Below are 25597 nucleotides of genomic sequence, written 5' to 3'. Positions count from 1 at the left end.
AAAACCAGGCAACTTAAACTATAGTTTAAAGCGGCCAGAGTCCGCTAAATAACTCACACTCGCGGGACGCGAGCGAGGGCAGTAGCGTATTACAAATGCAGATAATAGTCGCGTAATAGTTCTGTAAATGCAGCAGTGTAGGTTGTTTTATCGGCTTCGCGGATGTGGAGTTGGCTTATAGTTGGGGAGGCTGACTTTACGAAACTATAGGTTTGGATATGGCGGATGCACTGGCCGTTGATGTAAGTAAAAACTTCAATCGTTTCTGTAAGGTATAGTTGGTGGTCTGTAGCCAGTTCTGCAAAATGTTGGGCCTCAGCTGGTGGGAGCAGAATATATAGTTTGCCCTGGGGTGTCAGGTGTTTCTGTGCAAAAACCAGGATATCTTCAAAAAAGAGATCTCCGGTGTGTTTGGCGCTGTCCTTTGCAGCATTTCCGGACTTTAAGGATGCCAGGAAAAATGGCGGGTTGGAAAGGATAACGCCATAGTTCTGCTGGTTAACCTTTGCAAATTCCTGCAAGCTTACCGGGTGTAAATGCAGCCTGTCTGCCCAGGGGCTTAAAGCAAAATTCTCTGAGGCCTGTGCGGCTGCTTCCGGGTTAATTTCAACGGCATCTATAGTTGCTTCGGAGCGCTGGGCTACCATCAGCGAAAGCAAACCCGTGCCGGTACCAATATCTAAAATTTGGCTAGCCTCGCTGACATCTATTACAGCCCCAAACAAGCACGAATCGGTACACACTTTCATGGCGCACTTGTCCTGCTCTACTTTAAACTGCTTGAATTGGAAGTAGGTATTGGCCAATTTTAACGATTAGTTAATGGATAATGAATGTGTTGATTGTCATTTCGAGCCTGAGCGAGAAATCTATTATGGATTCCAGATGGATCTCTCCTGCTGTCGAGATGACAACAGGAATTAATCATTTTTCATTACTCACTATTCATTATTTCGAATTGAACATACCTGATTCAAACCCTTCGTCGGCGGGCAGGTTGGGTTGTAAGGCGCTGGCAACGGCTAGCTCGTCGCAGCGTTCGTTTTCGGGGTGACCGGCGTGGCCGCGAATCCATACAAATTTTACGTTGTGCCTGGCATAAACACGCAGGAAACGGGCCCACAGGTCGCCGTTGGCTTTGCCGGCAAAGCCTTTTTTCTGCCAGCCAAATACCCAACGTTTTTCCACGGCATCGACCACATACTTTGAGTCGGAATACACGGTAATCGGAATGCCAGGCTTGGTAATAGCCTCTAAACCAACTATAACAGCCAGTAACTCCATTCGGTTGTTGGTTGTTTTACGGAACCCGGCGGTCAGCTCTTTTACGTGCGGCCCCCAGCGCAATAGTACACCAAAACCACCTGGCCCCGGATTGCCTCGCGAAGCACCGTCAGTAAATAATTCGATCATAAGGTAATTTTGAATAAATGAATAATTGAAGTTTGAATGGGTGAATATGAAGGTTGATTAAGAGGTTGAATTTCTGATCGTTATCTCGATGCCATGAGAGATCTGTCATATATTCTACTTAGATTTCTCGCTGCACTCGAAATGACAAAAGATATTCAGTCATTCAAAATTCAGTTATTCAAAATTATTAAATCGGCAGGTTGCTCTTGAACAGCTTAATGGCGATGGCTAAAAGTATAACTCCGAACACTTTACGCAACACATCGGCGCCAGCTTTGCCAAGTCTTTTCTCTATCCATGGAGATGCTTTTAGTACAATATAAACAAAAAGCAGGTTAAGAATAATGCCCACCAGGATGTTTGGAACCGAATAAGCGGCACGAAGCGAAAGCAGGGTAGTCATGGTGCCGGCCCCAACTATAAGCGGGAAGGCCAGCGGAACTATAGAACCACTTTTAATTTCGGGGTCAGTATGGAAAAAGTCTTTGCCCAGGATCATCTCCAGACCAATAATAAAAATGATGATGGCACCCGCCATGGCAAACGACTGGAAATCGATACCGAAAAGCTTTAGAATACCATCGCCCACAAACAGGAAAGCGATCATCAGCACCCCGGAAATGATGGTGGCTTTTTCGGACTGGATAACGCCTTCGCGCTTACGCAGGTTAATAATGATCGGGATAGAGCCCAGAATATCGATGATCGCAAACAGGATCAGCGTTACCGATATGATTTCCTTGAAGTTAAAAATACCCATGTGCGCTTATACTTAGTTTTGGCGCAAAGGTATAATTTTAGGCGTAATAGTGCAGGAAAAAGCGTTTTAGTTCTTCATACTCTTCATCCAGTATGGCCGGGAAGTTTGCGATACGAAATGTATTGCGCTGCCATGCGCCATAGCCATTTCCAAGCCTTATGTTATGGTGCAGGGCACGTTTTTTAATATCATCCACCAAACGCTCGCTGGCCTGTAAAGCAATAACTGTACGGGAGCGCACCTCTTCATTCTCTACCAGCAACTGTATATCCTGGAACTGGGCAAAGAATTCGTAAAGGGCTGTCGAGCGGTCTACCAGTTCCTGTTCAATGCCTTTAATGAACGGACGGTCTTCGAGCACACGGCGCAACAGGTATATACCCAGCACGTTTGGCGTGTGCGTGGTCTGGTAGTTCAGCATTTTTTCGTAGATACCTACCAGGCTGTTATAGTGCCCGCGTTCGGCCATCTGCTTCGCCCTGAAAATAGCGCGCGGCGAACACGCCATAACACCAAGCCCGGGAGGCAGCCCAAAGCATTTCTGTACCGAGGCAAACCAGATATCTGCTTTTATGATTTTAAGGTTCAGGCCCGCCATAGACGAGGTAGCATCTACAGCAATTAAGGTGTCGCGGTAGCGGTTATGCAGGTTAAGGATAGTAGTGGCCGAAACCTGGGTGCCGTTCGATGTCTCGTTCTGGGTTAAGCAGATAAGTTCGGTATCAGCGCTTATTGTTAACTGTTCCACCGGCATGGCCTCATTCAGATCGAAGGAAATGCCTTCAGCGTGCGGGCGTAGTTTTTTAGCATAGTCGTACCATTTCTCCCCGAAAGAGCCGTTGTAAATATGATAGCTTTTATGCTTTGTAAGACTTTGAATAAGAATTTCCCAGCACTCTGTAGCCCCGGAGGTAAAGAAGATGTAATAATCTTCGGGAATGTTAAGTTTGCGTTTTACTAAGCCTACCGTAGCCCTCGAAAGCTGTACAAACTGCTCTCCGCGGTGCGGTGCTCCTAAAATACCTTCGTCGTAAGCATCTGTCATGTAGGCGCGTACTTCGGGGTAAATTTTAGATGGGCCGGGATAAAAATTGAGTATCATTCAGGAATATAAATAAAATATAGCGTAAAAACTATACTTTTTTTAATGTAAAAGGTTCTGTTCGGTATGCTAACGTGCCGGGCTGTAGTTTATTTAGCACCGAAACCAATTTGTTTAGGCTTCAGGCGTTCGAAGTACTGCAGCGCCAGGCGGTAACTCTCCAGGCCAAAGCCAACTATAGAGCCGGTGCAATACGGTGCCAGCATACTTTTGTGCCGGAAAGCTTCGCGGGCATAAATGTTGGAGATATGCACTTCCACAACAGGCGCTTCTATGGCTTTAACGGCATCAGATAAGGCAACCGATGTATGTGTATAGGCACCTGCATTAAATACGATCCCTTTGTAGGTAAACCCGACTTCGTGCAATTTGTCGATTAAAGTGCCTTCGGTGTTGCTCTGGAAATAAGTTAGCTCCAGTGCCGGAAAAGCTTCTTTCAGCTCCTCAAAATAATCTTCGAACGAACGGGAGCCATACACCGCTTTCTCTCGGATGCCGAGCAAATTCAGGTTAGGTCCATTCAGGATCAGTATTTTCATAGTATCTGGGTGTTGCTTGTTTTCCGCATAAAACGGAAGCTGCAAAGGTAAGGATTAACTATATTTGCTTTACTTTAAATTGTTGAATTGTTGGATGGTCTGAATCAGGATTTTCAGGATTAAAGGATGAACAGGATTTTAATTGCTCTAAAGCTAAAAAGACGCAACGTATTGCGTCTCTACGAATTGCTAACTATCTAACTTTTTAACTTCCTAACTTTCTGAATTCTATAACTCACAAACTCTCTAACTCCTAAACTCTTTAACTTTCTAACTTCCCAACTTTCTAACTCCGCCCATGACCTGGAATATAACTGTTAAGCAATTTGAACAATACCTGCGGCTGGAGAAGTCGTTGTCGGGCCACTCGGTGGAGGCCTATTTGCGTGATGTTAGAAAGCTGACAGATTTCCTGGAACTGAAAGGGTTGCAGGTTGCCCCCGAAAACATAACCCCAACTATACTCCGCGATTTCCTGGAATGGGTAAACGAACTGGGGATGACGGTGCACTCGCAGGCGCGAACGCTGTCGGGTATCCGGGCATTTTATAAGTTCCTGATCATGGAAGACATGCTGACCGCCGACCCGTCCGAAACGATAGAAGCCCCCAAGCTTGACCGGAAACTACCTGATACCCTTAACTTTCATGAAATAGAACAACTGCTGGCCGCCATAGACCTTTCCACTCCCGAAGGAACCCGCAACCGTGCCATGCTGGAAACTCTCTATAGTTCGGGGCTGCGTGTATCCGAGTTGCTGGATCTGAAACTGAGTAACCTGTACGAGGATATGGGCTTTCTGAAAGTGGCAGGTAAGGGCGACAAGGAACGCCTTGTGCCGATCGGGCGCGACGCATTGAAGCACATTAAACTATACCGCGAAGGCGTGCGTTGCCATCTTAAAATCAAAAAAGGGCATGAGGATATTGTGTTCCTGAACCGCCGTGGCTCCAGGCTTACGCGCGTTATGGTTTTCACGATCATCAAAGACCTGGCTGCCAGAGCCGGCATACAAAAACAGGTAAGTCCGCACACGTTCCGCCATTCGTTTGCCACGCACTTAATAGAAGGCGGCGCCGACCTGCGCGCTGTGCAGGAAATGCTGGGCCACGAATCTATTACCACCACCGAAATTTATACCCACCTGGACAGAGATTATCTGAAACAGGTCATCAAGGATTTTCATCCGAGAAGTTAGGGGTTTGGCTTACTTGAACCCACCCCTAACCCCTCCGAGCAGGGGAATTTTATTGCTATTAAAACGCCGATACAAGCAGAATATCCTGTGCTCTTTTTTGGAGGGGCCAGGGAATGACCAACGCTAACTATATATCTATATTATTAACTATAATAGTTGCAGAAATTCCCCTCTTGGGAGGGGAAGGGGTGGGTTAACGATAGCAGATCAATACTCAAAACATAGCAGCACTCTCGATTAAACTATAGATACTGAAACCATACTATGACTCAGAATCTATAGTTTCAATCCCTATTTTCCCGGACTCATTACACTCAAAATCAGATATAATACGCTTACACCAGTTCCTATTCCAAAACCTAGCGCAGCTTTTCCTATCTTCCGGTTGTGCGCCTGCTTCTCGTATCCTTTAACATAATTTGGGTCTTGCAGAGATGCAGCAGGCAATGATTTGTTATAGCGAGCCCTGGGTTTTACAGCTCCAATAATTATAGGCCCGACAGGACCGGCTAGAAAAACCGAGGCCGCCGAACCCAGCAAGGCACCGGTACCATTGTAATAAGACCGTGCATCCTGACGGCCTTTCTGATACATAAGAGCTGGGTTGGCTATAGTTGCTTTAGCTATAGTTTCAGATAGCAGATTTTCTGAGAAGACCTCTTTGGTGCCGTTGGCAAAACGCACCATAAACACTTCAGCCTTAGCCATTTTATAGTTTAGTATATCAGTAGTATCAGCAGACAGGTAAGTGATCTCGGTTGTCGTAATCTCCTTTACTCTGGCTTTTAATTCGTCGCCGTTTATTTTAACGATCACATCCTGCGGCAGGGCAACCTGTGCCAACGAGCAAGAAAGTAAAATCAGTAAATACTTTTTCATGGCTTTCAGTTCTAGCTATAGTTTATAGTTAGTTGCGGCGTGAGTTAAAACCGAACAGCACACTGAAGCGGGCGCCATCTTTAGACGGGGCAAAGGCCATATTTACCGGGAAGTTTATACCCTGGCTCTGGAAGTTAGTACCGGCTGCAAACACAAGCCCGGCACCTGCTACCGATAGGTTAGGCCCAACGCCAAACTCGAGTCCTTTGGGGCCACGGATACCGATTAACGCACTTAAACTTGGCAGAAACTTGCCCTGCTCCAGGCCACCAACCAGCGGTACAAACTCAAACAAACCGGATGTTCCGTTATCCAGCGTAAAAATGCGCGTCTCGAACTGCCAGCCAAACTGTGTGATAAACGGGCTTACAGTTTCCTGGTGCTCTTCCTCCAGGTTATCAACTAATTTTGAGCTAAGCACAGTAAAGCCGAGGCGCGGACCTGATAGTTTTAAATGTTGCTGCTGCGGTTGCTGGTAATCGGGGTAAGGCGAAGATGTGGAAGTTGCAGGTGCTTCGCCGGAGATAACTGTTTTCAGGCCGTTCTCATACTTTATCATAAACACTTCCGATTTCAGAATAGAGATCACGGGGCCTTCCAGGTTGTCGAAGCGCTTATACTTTACTTCGGTCAGTGTTATTTCCTGCACTTTTACTTGCAGCTCGTCGCCGTTGCGCTTAGTTAAAATGTCCTGGGCCTGGCAAGCCAATACTACAAACAAGGCAAGACAGGTAAAGAATAGCTTTTTCATGGTTTATACTTTTGATAGTGAGATAATATTTTTTCGTGTTTAAGATGGATCAAAAGTATAGCCCTCAGATATAGTATGAAAACAATGCTTCTGGAATTCAGACTTTTGTGTCGTAAATATATAGTCTGTAAATGGCTGTTTTATAGTTTGTTGTAAAGTTGTAATCAGACTTTTAATTTGTAATATTAGACCGGTTTTATACTTTAAAAGAACCTGCAGAATGGATGATCTGAAAACTACCCTCGATACCCTTGACGAAGAGGCCAAACAGGGACTGGCTGCTTTCATACAGCGGCAGAAACAGAAGGAATTCCGCAAAGACCTGGAACTGCTGCAACTGCTGCAGTTGCCAAAACCGCTTGCATCGGAGCAGATCATCCGGAAGCTTTATAAAAATGAGCCGAACCCGGTAGCGTATTATGCCCTTCGCAAGCGACTGATGCGCCATTTGTCTGACTTTATTCTACTGAAACGCATGGCAGAAGATACCACTGCTTCAGCACCCATTATGGGGATGCTGTCTATGGCGCGTTACCTGTTTGAAGTGCGCCTGGATAAACTGGCCTGGGCGTACCTGCGGAAAGCGGAGAAACTGGCGCAAACCAATGAGCAGTTCGACCTGCTGAACACCATCTATAATTTGCAGATAGAAAAAGCTGAAAACGAGTTTGCCGACGACCTGGACCAGATCATCAGGAAACGCAATGAGAACAAACTGGCGGCAGACGAAGAAGAACGTGCCAATATTGCCAACAGCATCATCAATAAAAGGCTGCGCGATGTGCGCAAACAAGGCAGCGATGTACATTTTGGCCGGATTATACAGGATGTGCTTAAAGAATATGGCTTATCGGAAGCGGTAAGCAAACGCCCTGCTTTGCTGTATAAACTGATGTCCATTGCCCGAAGCGCTATACTTGCCGGTAAGGATTTCCTCTCTTTTGAGCCTTATATTATTAAGCAGTACCACGAAACAGAGCAGCAGTATGGGTTCTCGAAAGCCAATCAATATTACAAACTGAGCCTGCTGTATATGATCGCGCATGTGTTATACCGCAACAAGAAATTTACGGAGTCGGTGCATTATCTGGAGCAGCTAAAAGCGGGCCTGGAAGGCGACGGTAAAGGACATTACGCGCATTTTTATCCACGCTATACCTTCCTGCTGGTGGCCAACCTGATCTTTCTGCACCGCAACGACGATGCTATAAAACTGATGGAGCACCTGCTGCACAAAGCAAAGCTAACCCTTAGCACCAAAGACCAGCTTACCGCCCAGCTTGGCCTTAGTTTCAGTTACTTTACACAAGGTGCGTTCGGGAAAGCAAACCGGGTTTTGATGAGCATAAAGCGGTCGGATAAATGGTGCGAGAGCAAAATGGGTCGCGAATGGATCCTCAAAAAGAACCTGGGCGAAATGATTATACAATACGAGCTCGGCAACATAGACCTTACCCTGAATAAGATCAGAAGTATAGAGCGCGTGTTTAAAGACCTGCTGTACCAACCTGTTTACACGAACGTGAACCGGTTTCTGGAGCTTATTAAGTTCCTGATCGATAACCCGCAGGCTGTGACCACACCCGCTTTTATGCAACATGTAGAGGAAACCCTGGCCTACACTACCTTCGAGCGCACCGACATACAAGAGATTAGTTTCTATGCCTGGCTTAAATCAAAAATGTATTCCCGGTCTTATTACGCTATGCTACTGGAATTAGGAAGTGGGGTAAGTGCTATAGTTGAGGATCAGGAACTATAAATACTGGAAGAAATTTATATATTAGCTAAAGTGTAAAACTCTATAGTTGCCGGAAGGAGAGATTCCTGGAAAGTGGTAACTCCTTAAATCGTACAGATACGAGTATATTTATGCTTATACTATAGTTTTCAGTAATTGTAAGTATGAATTTCGAACCTCCAATATCAGACAGAAAACAGACGAGCTAGTCCAAATAGCTAATTTTCCAGATGATTGGAACCCAATCGCTGTTGAGCAAGCAAAAAATGAACTTCTGGTTAGAAACGTTCCACCCGAATATCAGAGTAGGAAAGTATCAGTTCTGAAACGATATAAGCAGAGGAAACAAGAGGTTAGCAACAAAAGAAAGGCAAATGAAAGCTATTGCTGGGCTGATTTCATATTTCGTTTAGATAGCGTGCTTGTGGAAATGCTTTTTGACTGGGACATGAAAAAGGACGGGTACTTAAAAAAGCACCAGCAGAGAAAGTATACCTTTGCAGTCATAGGTCTATTGGTAGTTGTTGTGTATGTACTTCTATAACCGAAAGAATAACCCTAAGAACATAGCATATCAAACAACTCCTCCAAAAACATCTATGAAAGAAGAAATCCAGGGTTTTAACAACAAACAATCGGCTGCTGATAAAGAAATTTGTGACCTGCTTGCCACTGCAATTGATCTTGAACTGACTGAGGCTGAAAGCAAAATCTGGCATGCACACCCTGTCTGGTTTTTAGATGGTAATCCGGTTGTTGGCTACTGTAAATTAAAAGACTGTGTCCGGCTGATGTTTTGGAGCGGTGCCGATTTCGGAGAAGAAAAACTTATAGTTACTACAGGTAAATTTAAGGATGCCTCTATTCGTTACACCAACCTAGACCAGGTTGATTTATCTGATTTGGAAAGGTGGTTGAAGATGGCAAGAGAGATACAATGGGACTATAAAAACCTGGTGAAAAGAAAAGGACAACTAGAAAGATTAAAATAATTTGAAAACAACACCCGAACACGACGCAAAGATAGCAAACATGACATTTGCCTCCGTTTATCCGCACTACCTTACAAAAGTTGAGCGCAAAGGCAGGACAAAAGAAGAGCTACATCAGGTAATAGCGTGGCTGACAGGCTATGATGATAAAAAACTGCAGGAACTGGTTGACGGGAAAGCAACGTTTGAAACCTTCTTCAGGGAGGCAAACCTGAACCCGAATGCGCATCTGGTTACGGGCGTAATCTGTGGTTACCGGATAGAAGAAATCGAAAATCCGTTGACAAAACAAGTAAGGTATTTAGACAAGCTGGTAGATGAACTGGCGAAAGGCAGGAAGATGGAGAAGATCTTACGACAAGCCTGAATGCAGCAAAAAAGTAAGTAACTCTGCTACCCGCTATGTTTAGTTTCTGGCACATAGAGTGCTAAAATAAATGCTTTCAGCTCCTGGCAAATTATCTCTGAGAGCCTACTTAACCTGAACTAATAAACAACCACATATATACCTGCTACATGCAAAACATCCAGTTTCCGCTTACCCTTACTTTTAAGATCTCCACTTTCTCGAACGACTTTACGGTGCAGGATGCAAATGGCCGCACTATTAATTATGTGAAGCAGAAGCTGTTCAAGTTTATAGAAGAAGTGAACGTATTCAGCGACGAAGCCAAACCAGAGCAACTATACACCATCAGTGCAAACAAGTGGCTGGACTTTTCGGCGGCTTATAGTTTTACAAACCAAACGGGCGAACAGGTGGGCAGCGTGGCCCGAAAAGGCTGGGCATCGCTATGGAAAGCGCGTTACGAAATTTACGATGAGCAAAGAAACCAGGACCTGCTGATTCAGGAGGATAACGGCTGGGTGAAAGTGGCGGATAGCCTTTTAAGTGAAATTCCTTTGCTGGGCATGTTTACAGGGTATGTGTTCAACCCATCTTACACGGTTACAAAGCCCGGCGGCGACGAAGTTGCGATGCTCACAAAGGAGCGTTCCTTCTTTGGCCGTAGGTTTACTGTGCATAAAACCGGCGAGCTGGATAGTAAAGAAACAGAACGTGTGATCCTGAGCCTGATGATGATGATCCTGCTTGAACGAAGAAGAGGCTAACTATAGAAATAAATAAGCACAGCAATACTTTGTCCGGGGAGATCATTAAACTGGTTTTCCCGGTTTTTTATGCCTGCTTCTCAGGATAAGTTATAGTTTGAACTATAGATGGCTGCCACTTCTCTAAACTATAGTTTCCCGGTTCTGTAAAAAAATGGATACCGCATTAGGATAATACAGCTGTTGTTATATATATTTAGCAAGGAATATATTGCACAACAAGCAGTTGTCTTGTATCCCTGCTAATCTATCAATCAACCCAAAACAAACCTTATGCAGGAAACTTCTACAGAACAGGAAACAACTATTTCCAAACCAACCTTAGCTTTTAAAGGGCAGGGCTCCGAACTATTCAGCATCCAGATCGTGAACATCGTGCTGATGCTGGTAACGCTGGGCCTTTACTACCCTTGGGCCAAAGCCAAAAATCTGCAATATATCTACCGCAAAACAGAGCTGGCTGATAGTCCTTTTACATTCCATGGTACAGGTAAAGAGATGTTTATCGGCTTTATAAAAGGCCTGGGCATATTTGCTGTGCTGATAGGCGTGTTTATGTATGGCTTTATGCATGGCGATAACGGTGTTAAGTTCTTATGCTTTGCGCTATACTTTATTGGGCTACTGGCCCTGATTCCGCTGGCAATACATGGCATGATGCGTTACCGCACCTCGCGCACCAGCTGGCGTGGCATACACATGGGCTACCGTGGCACACTGGGCAATATGTACAAAGTGTACTTTACCGGTTTCTTCCTGAGCATCATCACGTTCGGTATCTATAGTTTCTGGTTTGATACAAACCTGCGCAAAGAGATACTGGGCAACACCCGTTTCGGAAATGCAAAATTCCGTTTTATCGGCGAGGGCAGCGACCTGTTGCTGGTGCATATTAAAGGCTATTTCCTGACGCTGGTAACCTTAGGTATTTATGGTTTCTGGTACATGAAAGACCTGATAAACTTTAACATCAACAACATTTTAATTGAGCAGGATGGCAAGTATAGCCGCCTTGACTCGTCGCTGACAGGCGGGCAGTATTTTAAGCTGGCTGTAGGCAATTTGCTTATTATAGTATTCACGCTGGGCCTGGGTTATGCCTGGGTAGTTACCAGAACAATGGCAGCTATCTTTAACAACTGCGAGATACTGGGTGAGTTTAACCCGGATGCGCTTGCCCAGACAGAAGAAGAGTATAAAAACGCTACCTTTGAAGACATGGCCGACATGATGGACATTGGCTTAGTATAAATTATGTTTGAAGGAAAATATTACAACGGGCGTACCTCCAAAGGTATGCCCGCTTTTATTACGCTGGAGCCAGCTTACATCCGGGTAGCCTGGCAAACCGACGACGAGACCGGCACAGAGATCTGGGACCTTTCTGAGATTCACAATTCTGAGTTTAACGACGCCAACACTATCCTGGAGTATGGCAAATTCCCGAGGCAGAGCATTTCTGTTTTTGAGCAGGGTTTTAAAGAAGCGCTGGAACAGCAGTACCGGGATGCAAAATTTTTGAAGTCAAGCTATAGTTCGTTTGCCAAAACCGGCATGACGGGTCTGGTGGTTGGCGGACTGAGTCTGCTTGGCCTGGCTATCGTTCTGTTTGTGTGGGGCATTCCGTCACTGGCCGAGAAAGTAGCATCGCACTTTCCGGTAAGTTATGAGCGGGCCATGGGAGCGCAGTTGCATGCCCAGATGATGCAGGGCCAAACAATAGATTCTGCCAAAACCGAAGCCTTGCAAAAATACCTTTCCGCGCTAAAAGTAGAATCTGATTTTCCGATACATGTAACCGTAGTGGAGAATGACATGGTAAATGCCTTTGCCGTGCCGGGCGGTTTTATAGTTGTGCACGATGGTATACTGGATAAAATGGAGCGCCACGAGGAATTGGCAGGTTTGCTGGGTCACGAGATCGGGCACGTGCAGATGCGCCATTCTACCAAAGCCTTAACCCGTAGTTTATCTTATTTCATGCTGGCCTCGGTGTTGTTTGGGGATGTAAGCGGTATTGCAGCCGTTATAGTTGATAATGCCTCTACGCTGAACAACCTGGAGTATAGCCGCACCGCAGAATCCGACTCAGATAAGGCCGGGCTGGAATTGCTGGTTCAAAACAAACTGAACCCAAAAGGCATGGTCTGGTTGATGGAAAAACTTAATTCCGACGAACCCGAGTTTTTGAAATTCATCAGCACGCACCCAAACACCAACGACCGTATCAAGGAAATAGAAAGCCACATCCCCAAAACCAACTATAAACCGCAGCCAAATCCGGAACTGGAAGCAGCGTGGGCTGAATTAAAAGCAGATTAGTAGACCTCGTAGCGTGCGCAGCTCCTACGAGCGTCTGTGTCAGTAGCGTTTGCTTCGTAGCCAGTAAAGACGCTAGCAGGAGCTACGCACGCTGCTAGGTCTGTTGTCTTGCTAAGTATACCTGACTATAGCTGTTTTCAAACTATAGCTGTTTTGGATTTCTTAATCCGAAACCAAGTCTGCTGCGGACATCCTTGTCCGCGTAAACCGCAATACGGGGACATGGATGTCCCCGACAGAGTAGCTTTCGGACATGGAAGTCCGAAAGAGCAAATTCCTTTACTCTCTAACTCCCTAACTCTCGAATTCTTTAACTCCCAAACTCTTTAACTCTCTAACTCCTAAACTTCCACCAACTTTCTAACTTCCAAACTTTCTAAATTTCTAACTGTATTGCCTATCTTTGCTTGCAGTAACATAACCCTAAAACTGCTGCCGTGTATAAAAGCCTGCTCCGTCCGTTACTTTTCAAACTCGATCCTGAGAAAGTTCATTACCTGACCACCGATGCCCTGCAAACAGTTTACAAGTTGCCTTTGGCTAAAACGATAAGCAACAGTATGTTCGGGGTGCAGGATCCGAAGCTGGAGCGGGAGTTGTTTGGCCTGAAATTTCCGAACCCGGTTGGGTTGGCAGCTGGTTTTGACAAGGATGCGAAGCTGATTGATGAACTGGGTAACCTGGGTTTTGGTTTTATCGAGATCGGCACCTTGACACCGAAAGGGCAGGAGGGAAACCCGAAGCCGCGTCTTTTTAGATTACCCGAAGACCAGGCCATCATTAACCGCATGGGCTTTAACAACGAAGGCGTGGATGCTGCCGTTGCCCGACTGCGTAACCGGAAAAGCAAGGTTATAGTTGGCGGCAACATCGGCAAAAACAAAGTAACACCCAACGAGGAAGCCCTGAATGACTACCTGTACTGCTTCAAAGCCTTGTATGATGTGGTAGATTATTTTGTGGTTAACGTAAGCTCGCCAAACACTCCGGACCTGCGCGCGCTTCAGGAAAAAGAACCGCTGCAGCAACTTTTACTGGCCTTACAGGAGCAAAACAGCAAAATGCCGAAGCCAAAACCGCTCTTGCTTAAAATTGCACCGGATCTGAACGAAGCCCAGCTAAACGACATTATCGAAATTGCTCAGGAAGCAAAACTGAGTGGCATAATTGCAACCAACACCACTATAAGCCGCGACGGATTGCACACAACATCCCAGAAAGTGCAGGAAATAGGAGCCGGCGGCCTGAGTGGAAAGCCACTTACCAAACGCTCTACCGAAATAATCCGGTACCTGCGCCAGCACCTGCCGCAAACTATAAAACTTATTGGTGTAGGCGGAATTATGACCGCTGAAGATGCCCTGGAGAAACTGGACGCCGGCGCTGACCTGGTGCAGCTATACACGGGTTTCATTTACGAAGGCCCTTCGCTCATCTCCCAGATTAACAAGAAACTGCTGGCCAGATAAATTTTTGAAAGCCGATGCAATTGCTCTTCGCAATCCACCCAAAAAATGTAAATTTGGAATTCTAATTAGTCGAAGGGTATGGCAAAGAACACGTACAGAAGCGGAGCACAGAACGAGAGTAGGGCAAAGAATGAGTTTCGGGGCCGTAACGAACCCCGGGCCGCAGCGAACACTCCCCGAAGCCAGGCGCAAGCCAAGCAGAAATCCGGGAGATCATTTAAGTTCTCTTTTCCGAGCATTAAGTTTCCAAGCTTCAGAATAAGCTTCCTGCAGGACAGGCGGTTTAAGCTGTTTGTCGGCTTTTTCTTCCTGCTGCTGTCGTTCTGCATGATGATCGCATTTGTGTCATACCTTTTCACAGGCCACGCCGACCAGAGTGTAGTAGAGTCAGTAAACACAACAGGGCTGAAAGAGAGCGGACAGGAAGCCGAAAACTGGCTTGGTTTGTTTGGTGCCTGGTTATCGCATCTGTTTATTTACCAATGGCTGGGTATTGGTGCTTTCTTTGCTATTCCGGTGGTGTTCTTTACCGGTGCTCGTATCGTTTTCAAGCGCGTAACTGTTTCGTTGTCGTATGTGCTGGGCTTGTGCAGCTTTAGCATGCTGTGGCTTAGCTTAACGCTTGGTTACATTGTTTATACTGCCGGTGCTGTAGATCAGCTGGGCTTTTTAGGAGGCGGCATAGGCATCGAAACCGCTATCTGGATGACCTCGCTCATAGGCTGGGGCTCAGGGTTGGTACTGGGCTTTTTGTTCCTGGTTTTCCTGGTGTTCTTCTTCGATATCACAACTATAAACTGGACTGGAAGATCTACTGCTGAGGCATCTGATGATGCACTATCAGAGAGAAGAGCAGCTTCCTCTATAAGCGACGTACTGCATGGCTCGTCCCGTAACATCAACCATAACGCCGACCCGACTGCATCCTTAGAATATGAAGAGGAGGAAGAAGACGAAGAGTATTTTGATGAGGAGGAAGAGGATGCTATAAACCAGGCGCTGGAAATGGAACTGCGTTCAATTCCGCCAATTGCCCCGAAACCTGCTGCCCCAACCCTGGAGCTGGATATAGAAGACGATAGTGTTTTTGAGGAAGCGGAAATGGAGTTTGATACTGCTGAAGGCGAAGAAGAACTGGACCTGGTAATAGAAGAAGCACCTGTTGAAGAGACCGGCGAAGCGATTGAGAACTATGACCCAACCTTAGACCTTGCCCGTTATCAGTACCCAACTATAGAATTGCTTACCGATTATGGCGCCAGCAAAGTGTCGGTTACCAAAGAAGAGCTGGAAGCCAACAAAGACAAGATCGTTGAAACGCTCGGCAACTATAACATCGGTATCGCCAGCATTAAAGCAACTATAGGCCCGACCGTAACGCTCTATGAAATTGTTCCGGATGCGGGCGTACGTATCTCCAAGATCAAAAACCTGGAAGATGATATTGCCCTGAGCTTAGCCGCTCTCGGTATCCGTATTATTGCGCCAATTCCGGGCAAGGGAACGATAGGTATTGAAGTGCCGAACACCAAAAAAGAGATGGTGTCCATCAAATCTATTCTGTCAACAGAGAAGTTCCTGAAGAGCGAAATGGACCTGCCGATTGCTTTCGGTAAAACAATCACCAACGAAGTTTTCATTACAGACTTAGCTAAAATGCCACACTTATTGATGGCAGGTGCTACCGGTCAGGGTAAATCAGTTGGTCTGAACATCATTCTTACATCGCTACTATACAAGCGCCATCCATCGCAGCTTAAGTTTGTACTGGTCGATCCGAAGAAGGTGGAATTGTCGCTGTTTAATAAGATTGAGCGCCACTTTTTAGCAAAACTACCGGACAGCGAAGAAGCCATTATTACCGATACTAAAAAGGTAGTGAACACGCTGAACTCGCTGTGTATGGAAATGGATATGCGCTACGACCTGCTGAAAGATGCCGGCTGCCGTAACCTGAAAGAGTATAACCGCAAGTTTGTAGAGCGCAGGCTGAACCCGAAAAAAGGCCACAAGTTTATGCCATTCATCGTGTTGGTTATAGATGAGTTGGCCGACCTGATGATGACAGCCGGTAAGGAAGTGGAAACGCCGATCGCACGTCTGGCACAGCTGGCCCGAGCCATTGGTATTCACCTGGTTGTGGCAACGCAGCGTCCTTCGGTAAACGTTATTACAGGTATCATTAAAGCTAACTTCCCGGCACGTATCTCTTTTAAAGTAACTTCCAAGATCGACTCCCGAACTATTCTGGATGCCGGTGGAGCCGATCAGCTGATCGGGCAGGGGGACATGCTGTTCTCTATCGGGTCGGATATTATTCGTATTCAGTGCGCGTTTGTGGATACCCCGGAAGTGGACAGGATATGTGACTTTATTGGTGAGCAGCAGGGCTACAGCGATGCGTATTTATTGCCTGAATTTGTGGGTGATGAAAGCGGAGCCGAGAAAGTTGACTTTGATCCAAGCTCAAGAGACCCGTTGTTTGAAGAAGCAGCCCGCATTATAGTGCAGCACCAGCAGGGAAGTACGTCGTTGTTGCAGCGCCGCCTGAAGCTGGGTTATAACCGCGCAGGCCGCTTAATCGACCAGCTGGAGTCGGCTGGTATAGTTGGCGCATTTGAAGGTAGCAAGGCCCGCGAAGTTTTAATTCCGGACGAATACAGTTTGGAACAGTTATTGAATACCATGGGTTAAGCTAACAATAAGAACCTTTTGAAATGAAAAGAATATTCGCCCTACTGTTTGCCATGGTACTGTTTGTGAACCTGGCAAGTGCGCAGCAAGACCCGCAGGCAACTAAAATACTGAACGCTATGAGCGCTAAATACAAAGCGATGAAAGCGTTTAAAGCTACGTTTACCCAAACTATGGAAAGCAATTCGTCTAAGGCGAAGGAAACCGTGGAAGGGAACATACTGGTAAGCGGCCCGAAATACAGGTTAGGCGTAAGTGGTCAGGAGATCATCAGCGATGGCAAACTTATGTGGACCTACCTGAAAGATGTGAACGAAGTAACTATAACTGAGTCTGATCCGGAAGCGGAGGTAATGTCGCCAAGCAAGATTTTCGACATGTATAAGAAAGGCTATAAGTATGCGTACACTGGTCCGGAAAAAGGTGCCGATGGCGTGATGTATGATGTGATCGAGATGGCTCCGGAAGACCGCAATAACCCGATCTTTAAAGTGCGCCTGTACATCAACCAGAAAGATAAGACTTTGAAGAGCTGGAAAATGTTCCGTAACAATGGCATCCGTTATACCTATAGTATCAAAAATTTCCAGCCTAACCCAGCGCTGGCCGCCGATACCTTCAGCTTTAACAAAGCAAAATATAAAGGCGTGAGTGTGGTGGATTTAAGATAATACCAATCTGATATGATGAGAACGGCTGCTTCGGAAACGGAGCAGCTTTTTTTTGACCAGTGATTAAAGGGATTAAACTGATTTTACATGATTTTTCTGAACAATGATGAACGGTGAAAGATTAACTGGACGTAGAGACGCAATACTTTGCGTCTTTTTTGTCTGAATCAGGATTTTCAGGATGACCTGGATTTAGGTTTGATTACCTGCCAACATATACCGCCAGTTTGGGTGCAGTGGTAACTTGTGGTTATCTATGGTGCCAGTTTGTGACTGGCTTTCTGCGAGAGCAGAAATTTATAGCTTTCCAAGGCGTATACTTCAGCAAAATTATAGTTGCCGGATCTATAACTCTTCTCAAACTATAAATTGTAGTTATATAGTTGCTGCTATAGTTCATTTTGGCGCCGGTATCTGACCGGTGACAGTGGGTACGAGTCTCCAGTCTCGCTGGGCTATAGTTGCAGAACTGCTTCAATGCCAAGTTTAGGCTTATAGTTTCATAGCGGAGAAGCAAGGTGTTGCGTCTCTACAAATCCTGTTCATCCTTAAATCCTGAAAATCCTGATCTGGACAAGCTTAGTTGGCCTGGCTTACAACTATAGTTTTGACAATTTCCTGGTCAGGATATTTTGGAGAGAATTTTAATATGTAGGTGCCGGGCTCGGTAGGTTTAAATTCATAGGTTACTTCACGGGTTAAAATAACCATCAGGCAAGCGCCTTCTCTGTACTGCGGGTAAACCTGGATGTGTATGGTTTTGCCCTGCGCATCTGCTTCAAATTTTTTAAAATCTCCGCAGCTGTTATTTACCTGAAAGTATATTTTTACAGGTACGGTGCTGCCTACCGTAGCGGTTTCAGGGGTTTCTACATCAACAACATAAGCAGGAAATTTTTCCAGTGGTTCTACAGCATCCTCTTCCTTGGAGCAGCTGAAAGCTGAAAACAGGAAAAACGCGAAAATGACGGCAAGTCTGGTCATATAATAACAGGTCAGCTTATACTTAAAGGAGCCGGCTTATCCTAAAATGGTTGCATCTGCCGCCGGGCACCTCTAATTTAAACTATAGTTGGGCGTTGTGTCAGCAAAACCTGAAAAAGGTTTTCAGCAATGCGGCTAAAAATGTAGCTTTGCTCTACCTGACCTAACCCACCTAAGCCATGACTAGAGAAAAACTGTTCGAGCAGATTCTGCAAAAAAAATCGTACCTGTGCGTTGGCCTCGATACCGACCCGAAAAAGTTGCCAGAACATTTGCTGGATTTTGAGGATCCGGTATTTGAGTTTAACCGCCAGATAATAGATGCAACAGCCGACCTGTGCGTGGCCTATAAACCCAACATCGCTTTTTATGAGGCGCAGGGACCGAAAGGGTGGGTGAGCCTGGAACGAACTATAAACCACATTCCGCAGGAAATTTTTACCATAGCCGACGCCAAGCGCGGCGACATTGGCAACACATCCGAGCTATACGCCCGCGCCTTTTTCGAGACCATGAACTTCGACTCTGTAACCGTAGCGCCTTATATGGGTTCTGATTCGGTGAAGCCGTTTCTGGTGCAGGGTGGCAAATGGGTTATTTTACTTGCTTTAACCTCTAACCCAGGCAGCCAGGATTTCCAGATGTTGCGCCTGGCTGATGGTAGCGAAGAATACCTTTGGGAACAGGTGCTGCGCGAAAGTTCTACCTGGGGCACAGCCGGCCAGTTAATGTATGTAGTTGGTGCCACGCAAGCCGATTATGTGCAGCGCGTTCGTGCTATAGTTCCGGATCATTTCCTGCTGGTGCCGGGTATTGGTGCGCAAGGCGGTAGCCTGGAGGAGATCTCCCGGTTAGGCATGAACCAGCGTTGTGGCCTGTTGGTCAATTCATCCCGCGCTATTATCTACGCTTCATCCGGCCGCGACTTCGCCGAGAAAGCCCGCGAAGCAGCCCAGGAAGTACAACGCGAAATGGAGCAATACCTGGAGCAGTACGTGCAGCATTTGTAGGTAGGTTTGTAACTTTATTTTTGAGTAAAATTGGTTGCATTAATAAGAATAAAAATTGAAGATCGTTACTTGGAATTGTAATGGTGCATTTAGGAATAAGTTCGAAAATATATTGGACTTTAGTGCAGACCTATACATTATCCAAGAATGTGAGAATCCTGCAGAGGCTAAACACCAAAAGTATAAAGATTGGGCAGAGAACTATATTTGGATTGGAGACACAAGAAACAAAGGATTAGCAATATTCGCTAAACCAGAAATTAAGTTGAAAAAGTTGGATTGGCCTGACCAATATCAGGATCATTCTGTTAAGCATTTCTTGCCCTGTTCTATAAATAATGAATTTGACTTATTAGCGGTTTGGACTCACTTCAACAACTCCCCAAATTTTGGTTACATTGGACAGTTATGGAAATACTTACAGGTAAATAAAGATAAATTAAATACAACGATAGTAGCAGGCGATTTTAATAGCAGTGCAATCTGGGACCAATGGGATAGATGGTGGAACCATTCAGATGTTGTAAATGAATTGGAAAAGCTTGGGATAACAAGTTTGTACCACAAGTTTACAGGTGAAGAACAAGGCAAAGAAACCAGCCCAACTTTGTACTTCCAACGAAAACTCGGGAGACCGTATCACATTGACTATATTTTTGGTGCTCAAAAGTTCTCTGAAAAACTAAAGAATATTGAGGTCGGACAAGCTGATAGATGGTTAAATATAAGTGATCATATGCCAATTTTGTGCGAATTTTCAATAGACTAATAGAAATTGCGCCAACCATAAATATTTTACGAATACCTAGTTTTTGTTAAATTCAGTGTCATCTAAATGCTAACCCTAACCCGCACCACATCCGACAACCCCGACTTCCGGAGCCTTATAGTTCTGCTGGACGAGGACCTGAAAGAAAAGGATGGTGACGACCATGCTTTTTATGCGCAGTACAATAAGGTTGATACTATAAAAGAAGTGATCGTGGCGTACAAAGATGGCGTGGCGGCCGGCTGTGGCGCTATAAAACCATACACCAAAACTATAGCCGAAGTAAAGCGCATGTTCGTGCACCCGGATTTCAGAAGGCAGGGAATAGCCAAACAGGTACTAATAGCTTTAGAAAACTGGGCAAAAGAACTAAACTATAGTTCTACCATTTTAGAGACCGGCATGAAACAAGCCGAAGCCATAGATCTATACAAAAACAGCGGCTACACTGTAATCCCGAACTACGGGCAGTATGCAGGCGTTGAAAACAGCGTGTGCATGAAAAAGCAACTCAGCTAAACTATAAACATGAATAATAACGATATACTACGCCGCCTACGCTATACCTTCGATATCAGCGATAATAGAATGATTGACCTGTTTGCATCTGGTGGCAAAGAAGTAACCCGCGCCGAGATAAGCGACTGGATGAAGCCCGAAGACGACCCGGAATTTCAGAAACTGGTGGACATTAACCTGGCGGCTTTCCTGAACGGTTTTATTAACGACAAACGCGGCAAAAAAGAAGGCGAGCAACCAAAGCCCGAAAAAAGCCTGAACAATAACATTATCCTGCGCAAGCTCAAAATTGCGTTAAACTATAAAGACGAAGACATCCTGGATGTGCTGGACCTTGTAAAATTCCGCTTAAGCAAATCTGAACTCAGCGCTTTCTTCCGCAAACCAGACCACCAGCATTACCGCCCTTTAAAAGACCAGATACTGCGAAATTTCCTGCTGGGATTGCAGTTAAAGTACCGTCCGGAGTCTGCAAGGTAAATGCCCTTTGTCTGAACCGGGATAAATGGGGATTTTACAGATTTTTGCGATAACGCTTTAGTTCTATAGTTAGTGAAGCTGGCGCGAGGCTCCAGGCTTGTGACTTGGGGTGAGTGTGGAGTCTCCTGACTCAACTGGCCCGGCAGGGACAGGATTAACAGCGGCTTTAGCTATAGTTCTATAGTTGCCTTATCCAACTACCCCCAACCCCCCTTGTCTAAGGCGGGGAGTTTTAGGCCTTTGCTATAGTTGGTATTATAGTTCTATAATTGCTTTTAATATTTATACCTACCGACCTGGGTCACTTTAAACTGCTTCTGCCGTTAATGTAAGATGCACCATTAACTATAGCAGATCATGAAAACCGACTGGCCTGAACTTAACTACACCGCATTAAAAGCCACGCTTGAAACGCTCCATCTCTGGACGCAGATCCTTGGCAAACTGAAACTGGAAACACAGCCCTGGATAAACCACTCCTGGCATGTAACGCTTATAGTGACACCTACCGGGCTAACTACAGGCGACCTTCCGGACCAAAACCAGCATTTTCAGGTAGACCTGAACCTGGTGCAGCACCAGTTAAGTATAAAAACCAGTACCGGGCAAAGTCGAAATCTGGCGCTGGGAAATATGTCGGTTGCCGAGTTTTACAAGAAAGTGATGCATGCCCTGGCAGATTTAGGCATCAAAGTGGAGATCTACAAAGTACCCTGCGAACTCGAAAATCCTGTTCCTTTCGATGAGGATCAGATTCATAAAACCTATAATCCGGAGCAGGCCGCTGCATTACACAAAGCCATGTTGCAGGCTCAGAAAGTAATGCAGCAGTTCAGGGCCGAGTTCAGGGGCAAGTGCAGCCCGGTTCATTTTTTCTGGGGTAGTTTTGATCTGGCAGTTTCGCGGTTTTCGGGGCGCACGGCTCCCAAACATCCGGGCGGTGTGCCTGGTCTCCCGGATTGGATAGCACAGGAGGCTTATTCGCATGAGGTGAGCAGTTGCGGTTTCTGGCCGGGGAGCGAGGCGCTTCCGGAGGCTGCCTTCTATAGTTATATTTACCCCGAACCGGAAGGCTACAGAACAGCCAAAATTAAACCAGCAGCGGCTTATTTCCATCAAACTTTGGGCGAGTTTATTTTACCGTACGAGGCCGTCAGGAGCGCCGAAGACCCGGAAGCAACCCTGCTAGAGTTTCTGCATAGTACCTACGAAGCTGCTGCCAGCCTGGCAAAATGGGACAAAGAGGCGCTGGAAGTCTGAAACTATAATTTTAGTTAATTTACAGAGGAAGCAGCTTTGGGCTGAAGGAACTATAGTTTTTAGGGGGATCCTGAAATATTCAGGAATAACTATACTATAGTTTAAGTAGGCTGCGTTACAAGCAAAACTTCCAGCACTTCCCTATGAACAGACTTTTACTGGCCGCTGCTTTCGTCCTTTCGGCCCTCACGGCTTTCAGCCAAACTATAGTTTTAAAAGGCAACGTGCTGCACGGCAAAGAACCTATCCCTTATGTAAACATCGGTATTAAAAAGAAAGGCATCGGCACGGCAGCTACCGCAGACGGTACATTTACTTTAAGCCTTCAGAATTCTTCTTTAACCGATACGCTGACTTTTTCGGCAGTCGGGTTTAATGTGCTGTCTGTTCCGGTTAAAACTATAGTTGACGGTAAGCTGTCGGAATTTGCGTTAACCGAAAAGACAACCAGTTTGGGTGAAGTGGTAGTAAAAAGCAAAGCGCCCAGGATCAAAAAGTTTGGAACTACTTCGCGGAGCCCGTTCATTTATGGTACCTCCCAGGCACAAAATGCAGATGACATTTCAGAATTAGCCAAGTTTATAAACCTCAACAACAAACCCTCGGATATACTTTCGGCTACGTTGTACCTGGTTAGCAATAAAATAGATTCTGCTAACATGCGCATCAATTTTTATGAGAATGTAGATGGTATGCCCGGCGAGCGAATAGTGGAGAAAAGTATCATCAAACGCCTGCCCATGAATCAAGGCTGGGTAACTATAAACCTGGAAGAGTGTAACATTACTGTTGACAAAGATTTTTTTATCGGCTTTGAATATTTGCCAGACCCGAGTCATAAAGAGAAATATTTGTTCTCCTTTGGAGCTGCGTTTGGCGGAAGTTACTATACCCGTAAGGTTAGCTTAGGCGAATGGGACAAAGGGATAGGTGCACGCCTGGCTTCTTACGTTACAGCCAGGCAGTAATGTTAATTTCAAGCACCCTGAAAAACCCTCGTTTGTACTTCCTGCTTCTAGCTATAGTTATAGTTGGACTGCAAACGGCAACTGCGCAGCAGCTTAAGCCGGTGGTGCAGCTTTCCGGGGTAGTGGTAACGGCAGACAGTTCCGCAGGGCTGGCCGGAATTGCGGTATATGTGCCGGGCACAAATCGCGGAACGGTTTCGAAACAGGGTGGCTTCTTCACGCTTCCGGTTTTGGCCGGCGACAGCGTGGTTTTTCAGGCGCTGGGCTTCGAGAAACAATACATCATTATTCCCAAAACCAATACACCCGAAAAATATACTACCAGCATTCGCCTGAAACAGGTAGCTAAACAACTGCCCGAAGTGCAGGTAATGCCCTGGGCTACACAGCAGGATTTTAAAATGGCCGTTAAAAACCTGGACCTTCCCGATGAGCCTATAGTTAAGCCTGAGCTAGGTCCGTTGCCGGGAAAACATAAATCCATTTTTGGTGGTCCCCAAATGGACGCGCTTGACAACATAAAGCAGGGCTTTAAGCATCACCAGCAAATGCAACAACAGCGCTACCTGGTTCCCACCACCATCCGTATTTTTTAATTTCTGCCGAATTGCGCTTATCTTAGGACTTTGCTCAGAACCGGGCCGTCCTTATCCATGAAAGAAGATTTCCTGCATTACATCTGGCAACACCAGTACTACCGTAATACCGACCTGGCAACTACGGAAAGTGAGCCTTTGCAGGTACTGCGCACCGGCTACTATAACACCGATGCCGGTCCCGATTTCAGGGAAGCTATAGTTAAGATTGGTGATGTGGAGTGGTCGGGGAGTGTGGAGATACATTTGCGCGCTTCGGACTGGCGCCGCCATAACCACCAGACCGACCTGAAATACGACCAGGTAACGCTGCATGTAGTCTGGGAAGCTGATGAAACTATAAGTCGGACAGATGGCACTATAATTCCGGTACTGGAACTGAAAGACAGGGTGGATACTGCGCTTGCCTATACCTACAAACAACTGCAGGAAGCCCGCACTATCATACCCTGCGCCAACGTGTGGCCAGACGTGCCCGAGATTACCAAAACCATGATGCTGGGGCGCGCCCTGACAGAGCGCCTGGAACAGAAAGGCCACGAAGTACTGCAAAGCTACACCACCTATAACCACGACTGGGAAGCTACTGCCTATCATGTGTTGTTCAAAGGTTTCGGGTTTAAGATAAATCAGGAGCCAATGGAGCGCTTAGTTAAAGCAATTCCTGCAACTATAGTTCGCAAACACCGACACCTTTTTCAGCTGGAAGCACTCTTGTTTGGTCAGGCTGGTTTTTTAGCTGATGCAGAGGGAGAATATGTTCAAATGCTGGCAAAAGAGTATGGTTTCCTGAGCCACAAGTATAGTTTAGGGGATAAGGCCATGCAGCGCCATCACTGGAATTTTATGCGCATGCGACCTGCCAATTTTCCAACTGTACGGTTAGCACAACTGGCAGCAGTGCTGGCGAACCGGCAAAGTTTTTTTACAGCTATACTAGAAGCTCAAACTATAAAACACTTCGAAGCTTTGTTTATGGCTGAAGTTTCTGAGTTCTGGCAACAGCGTTTTACTTTTAGCCCGGAGCCTTCTAAGGCAACCAAAACCATGGGCCAAGGCAGCGCGCATAACCTGGTCATTAATGTAGCCATACCCTTGCTGGCCGCCTATAGTCAGTTTACCGGCAACCGTACACATCTGGAGAAAGCGATTGAGCTGCTCGAGAAAGTAAAGGAAGCATCGAACAAGGTAACCAGGCTGTATGAAGCGCTGGGCTGGAAAGCTACATCTGCGGCAGATAACCAGGCGGCTCTTTCGCTCTACAAAAATTACTGCCAGCCGGTAAACTGCCTGCAATGCGCCATTGGCAACAAGATCCTGAAACAAAACCTGCTCTCCCGCTCGTGATGCTGCTGGTTTACATACTT

At 46.0% G+C, this 25597-nt stretch carries 26 protein-coding genes; 18 read left to right on the top strand and 8 right to left on the bottom strand.

The genetic code is table 11. The features are described 5' to 3' along the window. Window positions 1–89: 89 nt before the first annotated feature. The 5 genes from GSQ66_RS09005 to aroQ form a co-directional block, all read right to left on the bottom strand. The gene (locus GSQ66_RS09005; protein ID WP_162427171.1) at window positions 90–806 is read right to left on the bottom strand and encodes a tRNA1(Val) (adenine(37)-N6)-methyltransferase; all 717 of its coding nucleotides are present in this window, start codon (window positions 804–806) and stop codon (window positions 90–92) included. A 142-nt stretch (window positions 807–948) separates the two neighbouring features. Continuing rightward, window positions 949–1413, bottom strand: a complete 465-nt coding sequence (gene rnhA / locus GSQ66_RS09000; protein ID WP_162427170.1) for a ribonuclease HI — start codon at window positions 1411–1413, stop codon at window positions 949–951. A gap of 187 nt (window positions 1414–1600) precedes the next feature. After that, complete coding sequence (locus GSQ66_RS08995) at window positions 1601–2167, bottom strand: MarC family protein (RefSeq protein ID WP_162428989.1); 567 nt, start codon at window positions 2165–2167, stop codon at window positions 1601–1603. Window positions 2168–2210: 43 nt separating this feature from the next. Further along, window positions 2211–3275: an aminotransferase class V-fold PLP-dependent enzyme gene (locus GSQ66_RS08990; RefSeq protein ID WP_317164240.1), complete on the bottom strand. Its 1065-nt coding sequence runs from the start codon at window positions 3273–3275 to the stop codon at window positions 2211–2213. Between the two features lie 89 nt (window positions 3276–3364). Next, window positions 3365–3814 (bottom strand): type II 3-dehydroquinate dehydratase, encoded by a 450-nt coding sequence (gene aroQ / locus GSQ66_RS08985; protein ID WP_162427169.1) that lies wholly within the window; start codon window positions 3812–3814, stop codon window positions 3365–3367. A 298-nt stretch (window positions 3815–4112) separates the two neighbouring features. Between aroQ and xerD the strand changes: the two genes are divergently transcribed. Continuing rightward, window positions 4113–5012 (top strand): site-specific tyrosine recombinase XerD, encoded by a 900-nt coding sequence (gene xerD / locus GSQ66_RS08980; protein WP_162427168.1) that lies wholly within the window; start codon window positions 4113–4115, stop codon window positions 5010–5012. A 291-nt stretch (window positions 5013–5303) separates the two neighbouring features. Here the strand turns inward: xerD and GSQ66_RS08975 are convergent, their stop codons facing one another. Together GSQ66_RS08975 and GSQ66_RS08970 are read right to left on the bottom strand one after the other, a co-directional pair. Beyond that, on the bottom strand, window positions 5304–5891 hold the full coding sequence (locus GSQ66_RS08975; protein WP_162427167.1) for a hypothetical protein: 588 nt from the start codon (window positions 5889–5891) through the stop codon (window positions 5304–5306). A gap of 28 nt (window positions 5892–5919) precedes the next feature. Next, window positions 5920–6642 (bottom strand): hypothetical protein, encoded by a 723-nt coding sequence (locus tag GSQ66_RS08970; protein ID WP_162427166.1) that lies wholly within the window; start codon window positions 6640–6642, stop codon window positions 5920–5922. Between the two features lie 220 nt (window positions 6643–6862). Here GSQ66_RS08970 and GSQ66_RS08965 point away from each other — a divergent pair, with 220 nt between their 5' ends. From GSQ66_RS08965 to GSQ66_RS08925, 9 genes are all read left to right on the top strand, one after another. Continuing rightward, window positions 6863–8404 (top strand): hypothetical protein, encoded by a 1542-nt coding sequence (locus tag GSQ66_RS08965; RefSeq protein ID WP_162427165.1) that lies wholly within the window; start codon window positions 6863–6865, stop codon window positions 8402–8404. 578 nt (window positions 8405–8982) lie between these two features. After that, the gene (locus GSQ66_RS08960) at window positions 8983–9375 is read left to right on the top strand and encodes a DUF1801 domain-containing protein (RefSeq protein WP_162427164.1); all 393 of its coding nucleotides are present in this window, start codon (window positions 8983–8985) and stop codon (window positions 9373–9375) included. Between the two features lies 1 nt (window position 9376). Then, complete coding sequence (locus tag GSQ66_RS08955) at window positions 9377–9742, top strand: DUF2200 domain-containing protein (RefSeq protein WP_162427163.1); 366 nt, start codon at window positions 9377–9379, stop codon at window positions 9740–9742. A 149-nt stretch (window positions 9743–9891) separates the two neighbouring features. Then, window positions 9892–10488 carry an LURP-one-related/scramblase family protein gene (locus tag GSQ66_RS08950; protein WP_162427162.1) on the top strand — a complete coding sequence of 199 codons (597 nt, stop codon included), beginning with the start codon at window positions 9892–9894 and terminating at the stop codon, window positions 10486–10488. Window positions 10489–10761: 273 nt separating this feature from the next. Beyond that, a complete protein-coding gene (locus GSQ66_RS08945) occupies window positions 10762–11739 on the top strand; it encodes a YjgN family protein (RefSeq protein WP_162427161.1) in 978 nt (325 codons plus the stop codon). A 3-nt stretch (window positions 11740–11742) separates the two neighbouring features. After that, window positions 11743–12810 (top strand): M48 family metallopeptidase, encoded by a 1068-nt coding sequence (locus tag GSQ66_RS08940; protein ID WP_162427160.1) that lies wholly within the window; start codon window positions 11743–11745, stop codon window positions 12808–12810. Between the two features lie 437 nt (window positions 12811–13247). Next, entirely contained in the window at window positions 13248–14279 is a 1032-nt protein-coding gene (locus tag GSQ66_RS08935) for a quinone-dependent dihydroorotate dehydrogenase (protein ID WP_162427159.1), read from the top strand. Between the two features lie 78 nt (window positions 14280–14357). Next, window positions 14358–16973 carry an FtsK/SpoIIIE family DNA translocase gene (locus tag GSQ66_RS08930; RefSeq protein WP_162427158.1) on the top strand — a complete coding sequence of 872 codons (2616 nt, stop codon included), beginning with the start codon at window positions 14358–14360 and terminating at the stop codon, window positions 16971–16973. A gap of 23 nt (window positions 16974–16996) precedes the next feature. Next, window positions 16997–17644: a LolA family protein gene (locus GSQ66_RS08925; RefSeq protein WP_162427157.1), complete on the top strand. Its 648-nt coding sequence runs from the start codon at window positions 16997–16999 to the stop codon at window positions 17642–17644. 579 nt (window positions 17645–18223) lie between these two features. Here the strand turns inward: GSQ66_RS08925 and GSQ66_RS08920 are convergent. After that, on the bottom strand, window positions 18224–18628 hold the full coding sequence (locus tag GSQ66_RS08920; protein ID WP_162427156.1) for a hypothetical protein: 405 nt from the start codon (window positions 18626–18628) through the stop codon (window positions 18224–18226). A 179-nt stretch (window positions 18629–18807) separates the two neighbouring features. Between GSQ66_RS08920 and pyrF the strand changes: the two genes are divergently transcribed. The 8 genes from pyrF (at window position 18808) to GSQ66_RS08880 (ending at window position 25577) form a co-directional block, all read left to right on the top strand. Then, on the top strand, window positions 18808–19638 hold the full coding sequence (gene pyrF, locus GSQ66_RS08915; protein ID WP_162427155.1) for an orotidine-5'-phosphate decarboxylase: 831 nt from the start codon (window positions 18808–18810) through the stop codon (window positions 19636–19638). A 55-nt stretch (window positions 19639–19693) separates the two neighbouring features. Continuing rightward, window positions 19694–20407: an endonuclease/exonuclease/phosphatase family protein gene (locus tag GSQ66_RS08910; RefSeq protein WP_162427154.1), complete on the top strand. Its 714-nt coding sequence runs from the start codon at window positions 19694–19696 to the stop codon at window positions 20405–20407. A gap of 66 nt (window positions 20408–20473) precedes the next feature. After that, entirely contained in the window at window positions 20474–20926 is a 453-nt protein-coding gene (locus GSQ66_RS08905) for a GNAT family N-acetyltransferase (RefSeq protein ID WP_162427153.1), read from the top strand. Window positions 20927–20935: 9 nt separating this feature from the next. Beyond that, entirely contained in the window at window positions 20936–21406 is a 471-nt protein-coding gene (locus tag GSQ66_RS08900; RefSeq protein ID WP_162427152.1) for a YehS family protein, read from the top strand. A gap of 357 nt (window positions 21407–21763) precedes the next feature. Continuing rightward, window positions 21764–22666, top strand: a complete 903-nt coding sequence (locus tag GSQ66_RS08895) for a DUF5996 family protein (RefSeq protein WP_162427151.1) — start codon at window positions 21764–21766, stop codon at window positions 22664–22666. 143 nt (window positions 22667–22809) lie between these two features. Continuing rightward, window positions 22810–23634, top strand: coding sequence for a carboxypeptidase-like regulatory domain-containing protein (locus GSQ66_RS08890; RefSeq protein ID WP_162427150.1), 825 nt, complete (start codon window positions 22810–22812; stop codon window positions 23632–23634). After that, window positions 23634–24230: a carboxypeptidase-like regulatory domain-containing protein gene (locus GSQ66_RS08885; protein ID WP_162427149.1), complete on the top strand. Its 597-nt coding sequence runs from the start codon at window positions 23634–23636 to the stop codon at window positions 24228–24230. The genes GSQ66_RS08890 and GSQ66_RS08885 overlap by 1 nt, the downstream gene beginning before the upstream one ends. Window positions 24231–24287: 57 nt before the next feature. Next, window positions 24288–25577: a DUF2851 family protein gene (locus GSQ66_RS08880; RefSeq protein WP_162427148.1), complete on the top strand. Its 1290-nt coding sequence runs from the start codon at window positions 24288–24290 to the stop codon at window positions 25575–25577. Window positions 25578–25597 lie beyond the last annotated feature (20 nt).

It is taken from the genome of Pontibacter pudoricolor (assembly GCF_010092985.1).
In the GTDB taxonomy this organism is placed as follows: Bacteria; Bacteroidota; Bacteroidia; order Cytophagales; family Hymenobacteraceae; genus Pontibacter; species Pontibacter pudoricolor.
Note: the sequence above shows the minus strand (reverse complement) of the source record. Positions and strands in the feature narration are given on the sequence as shown.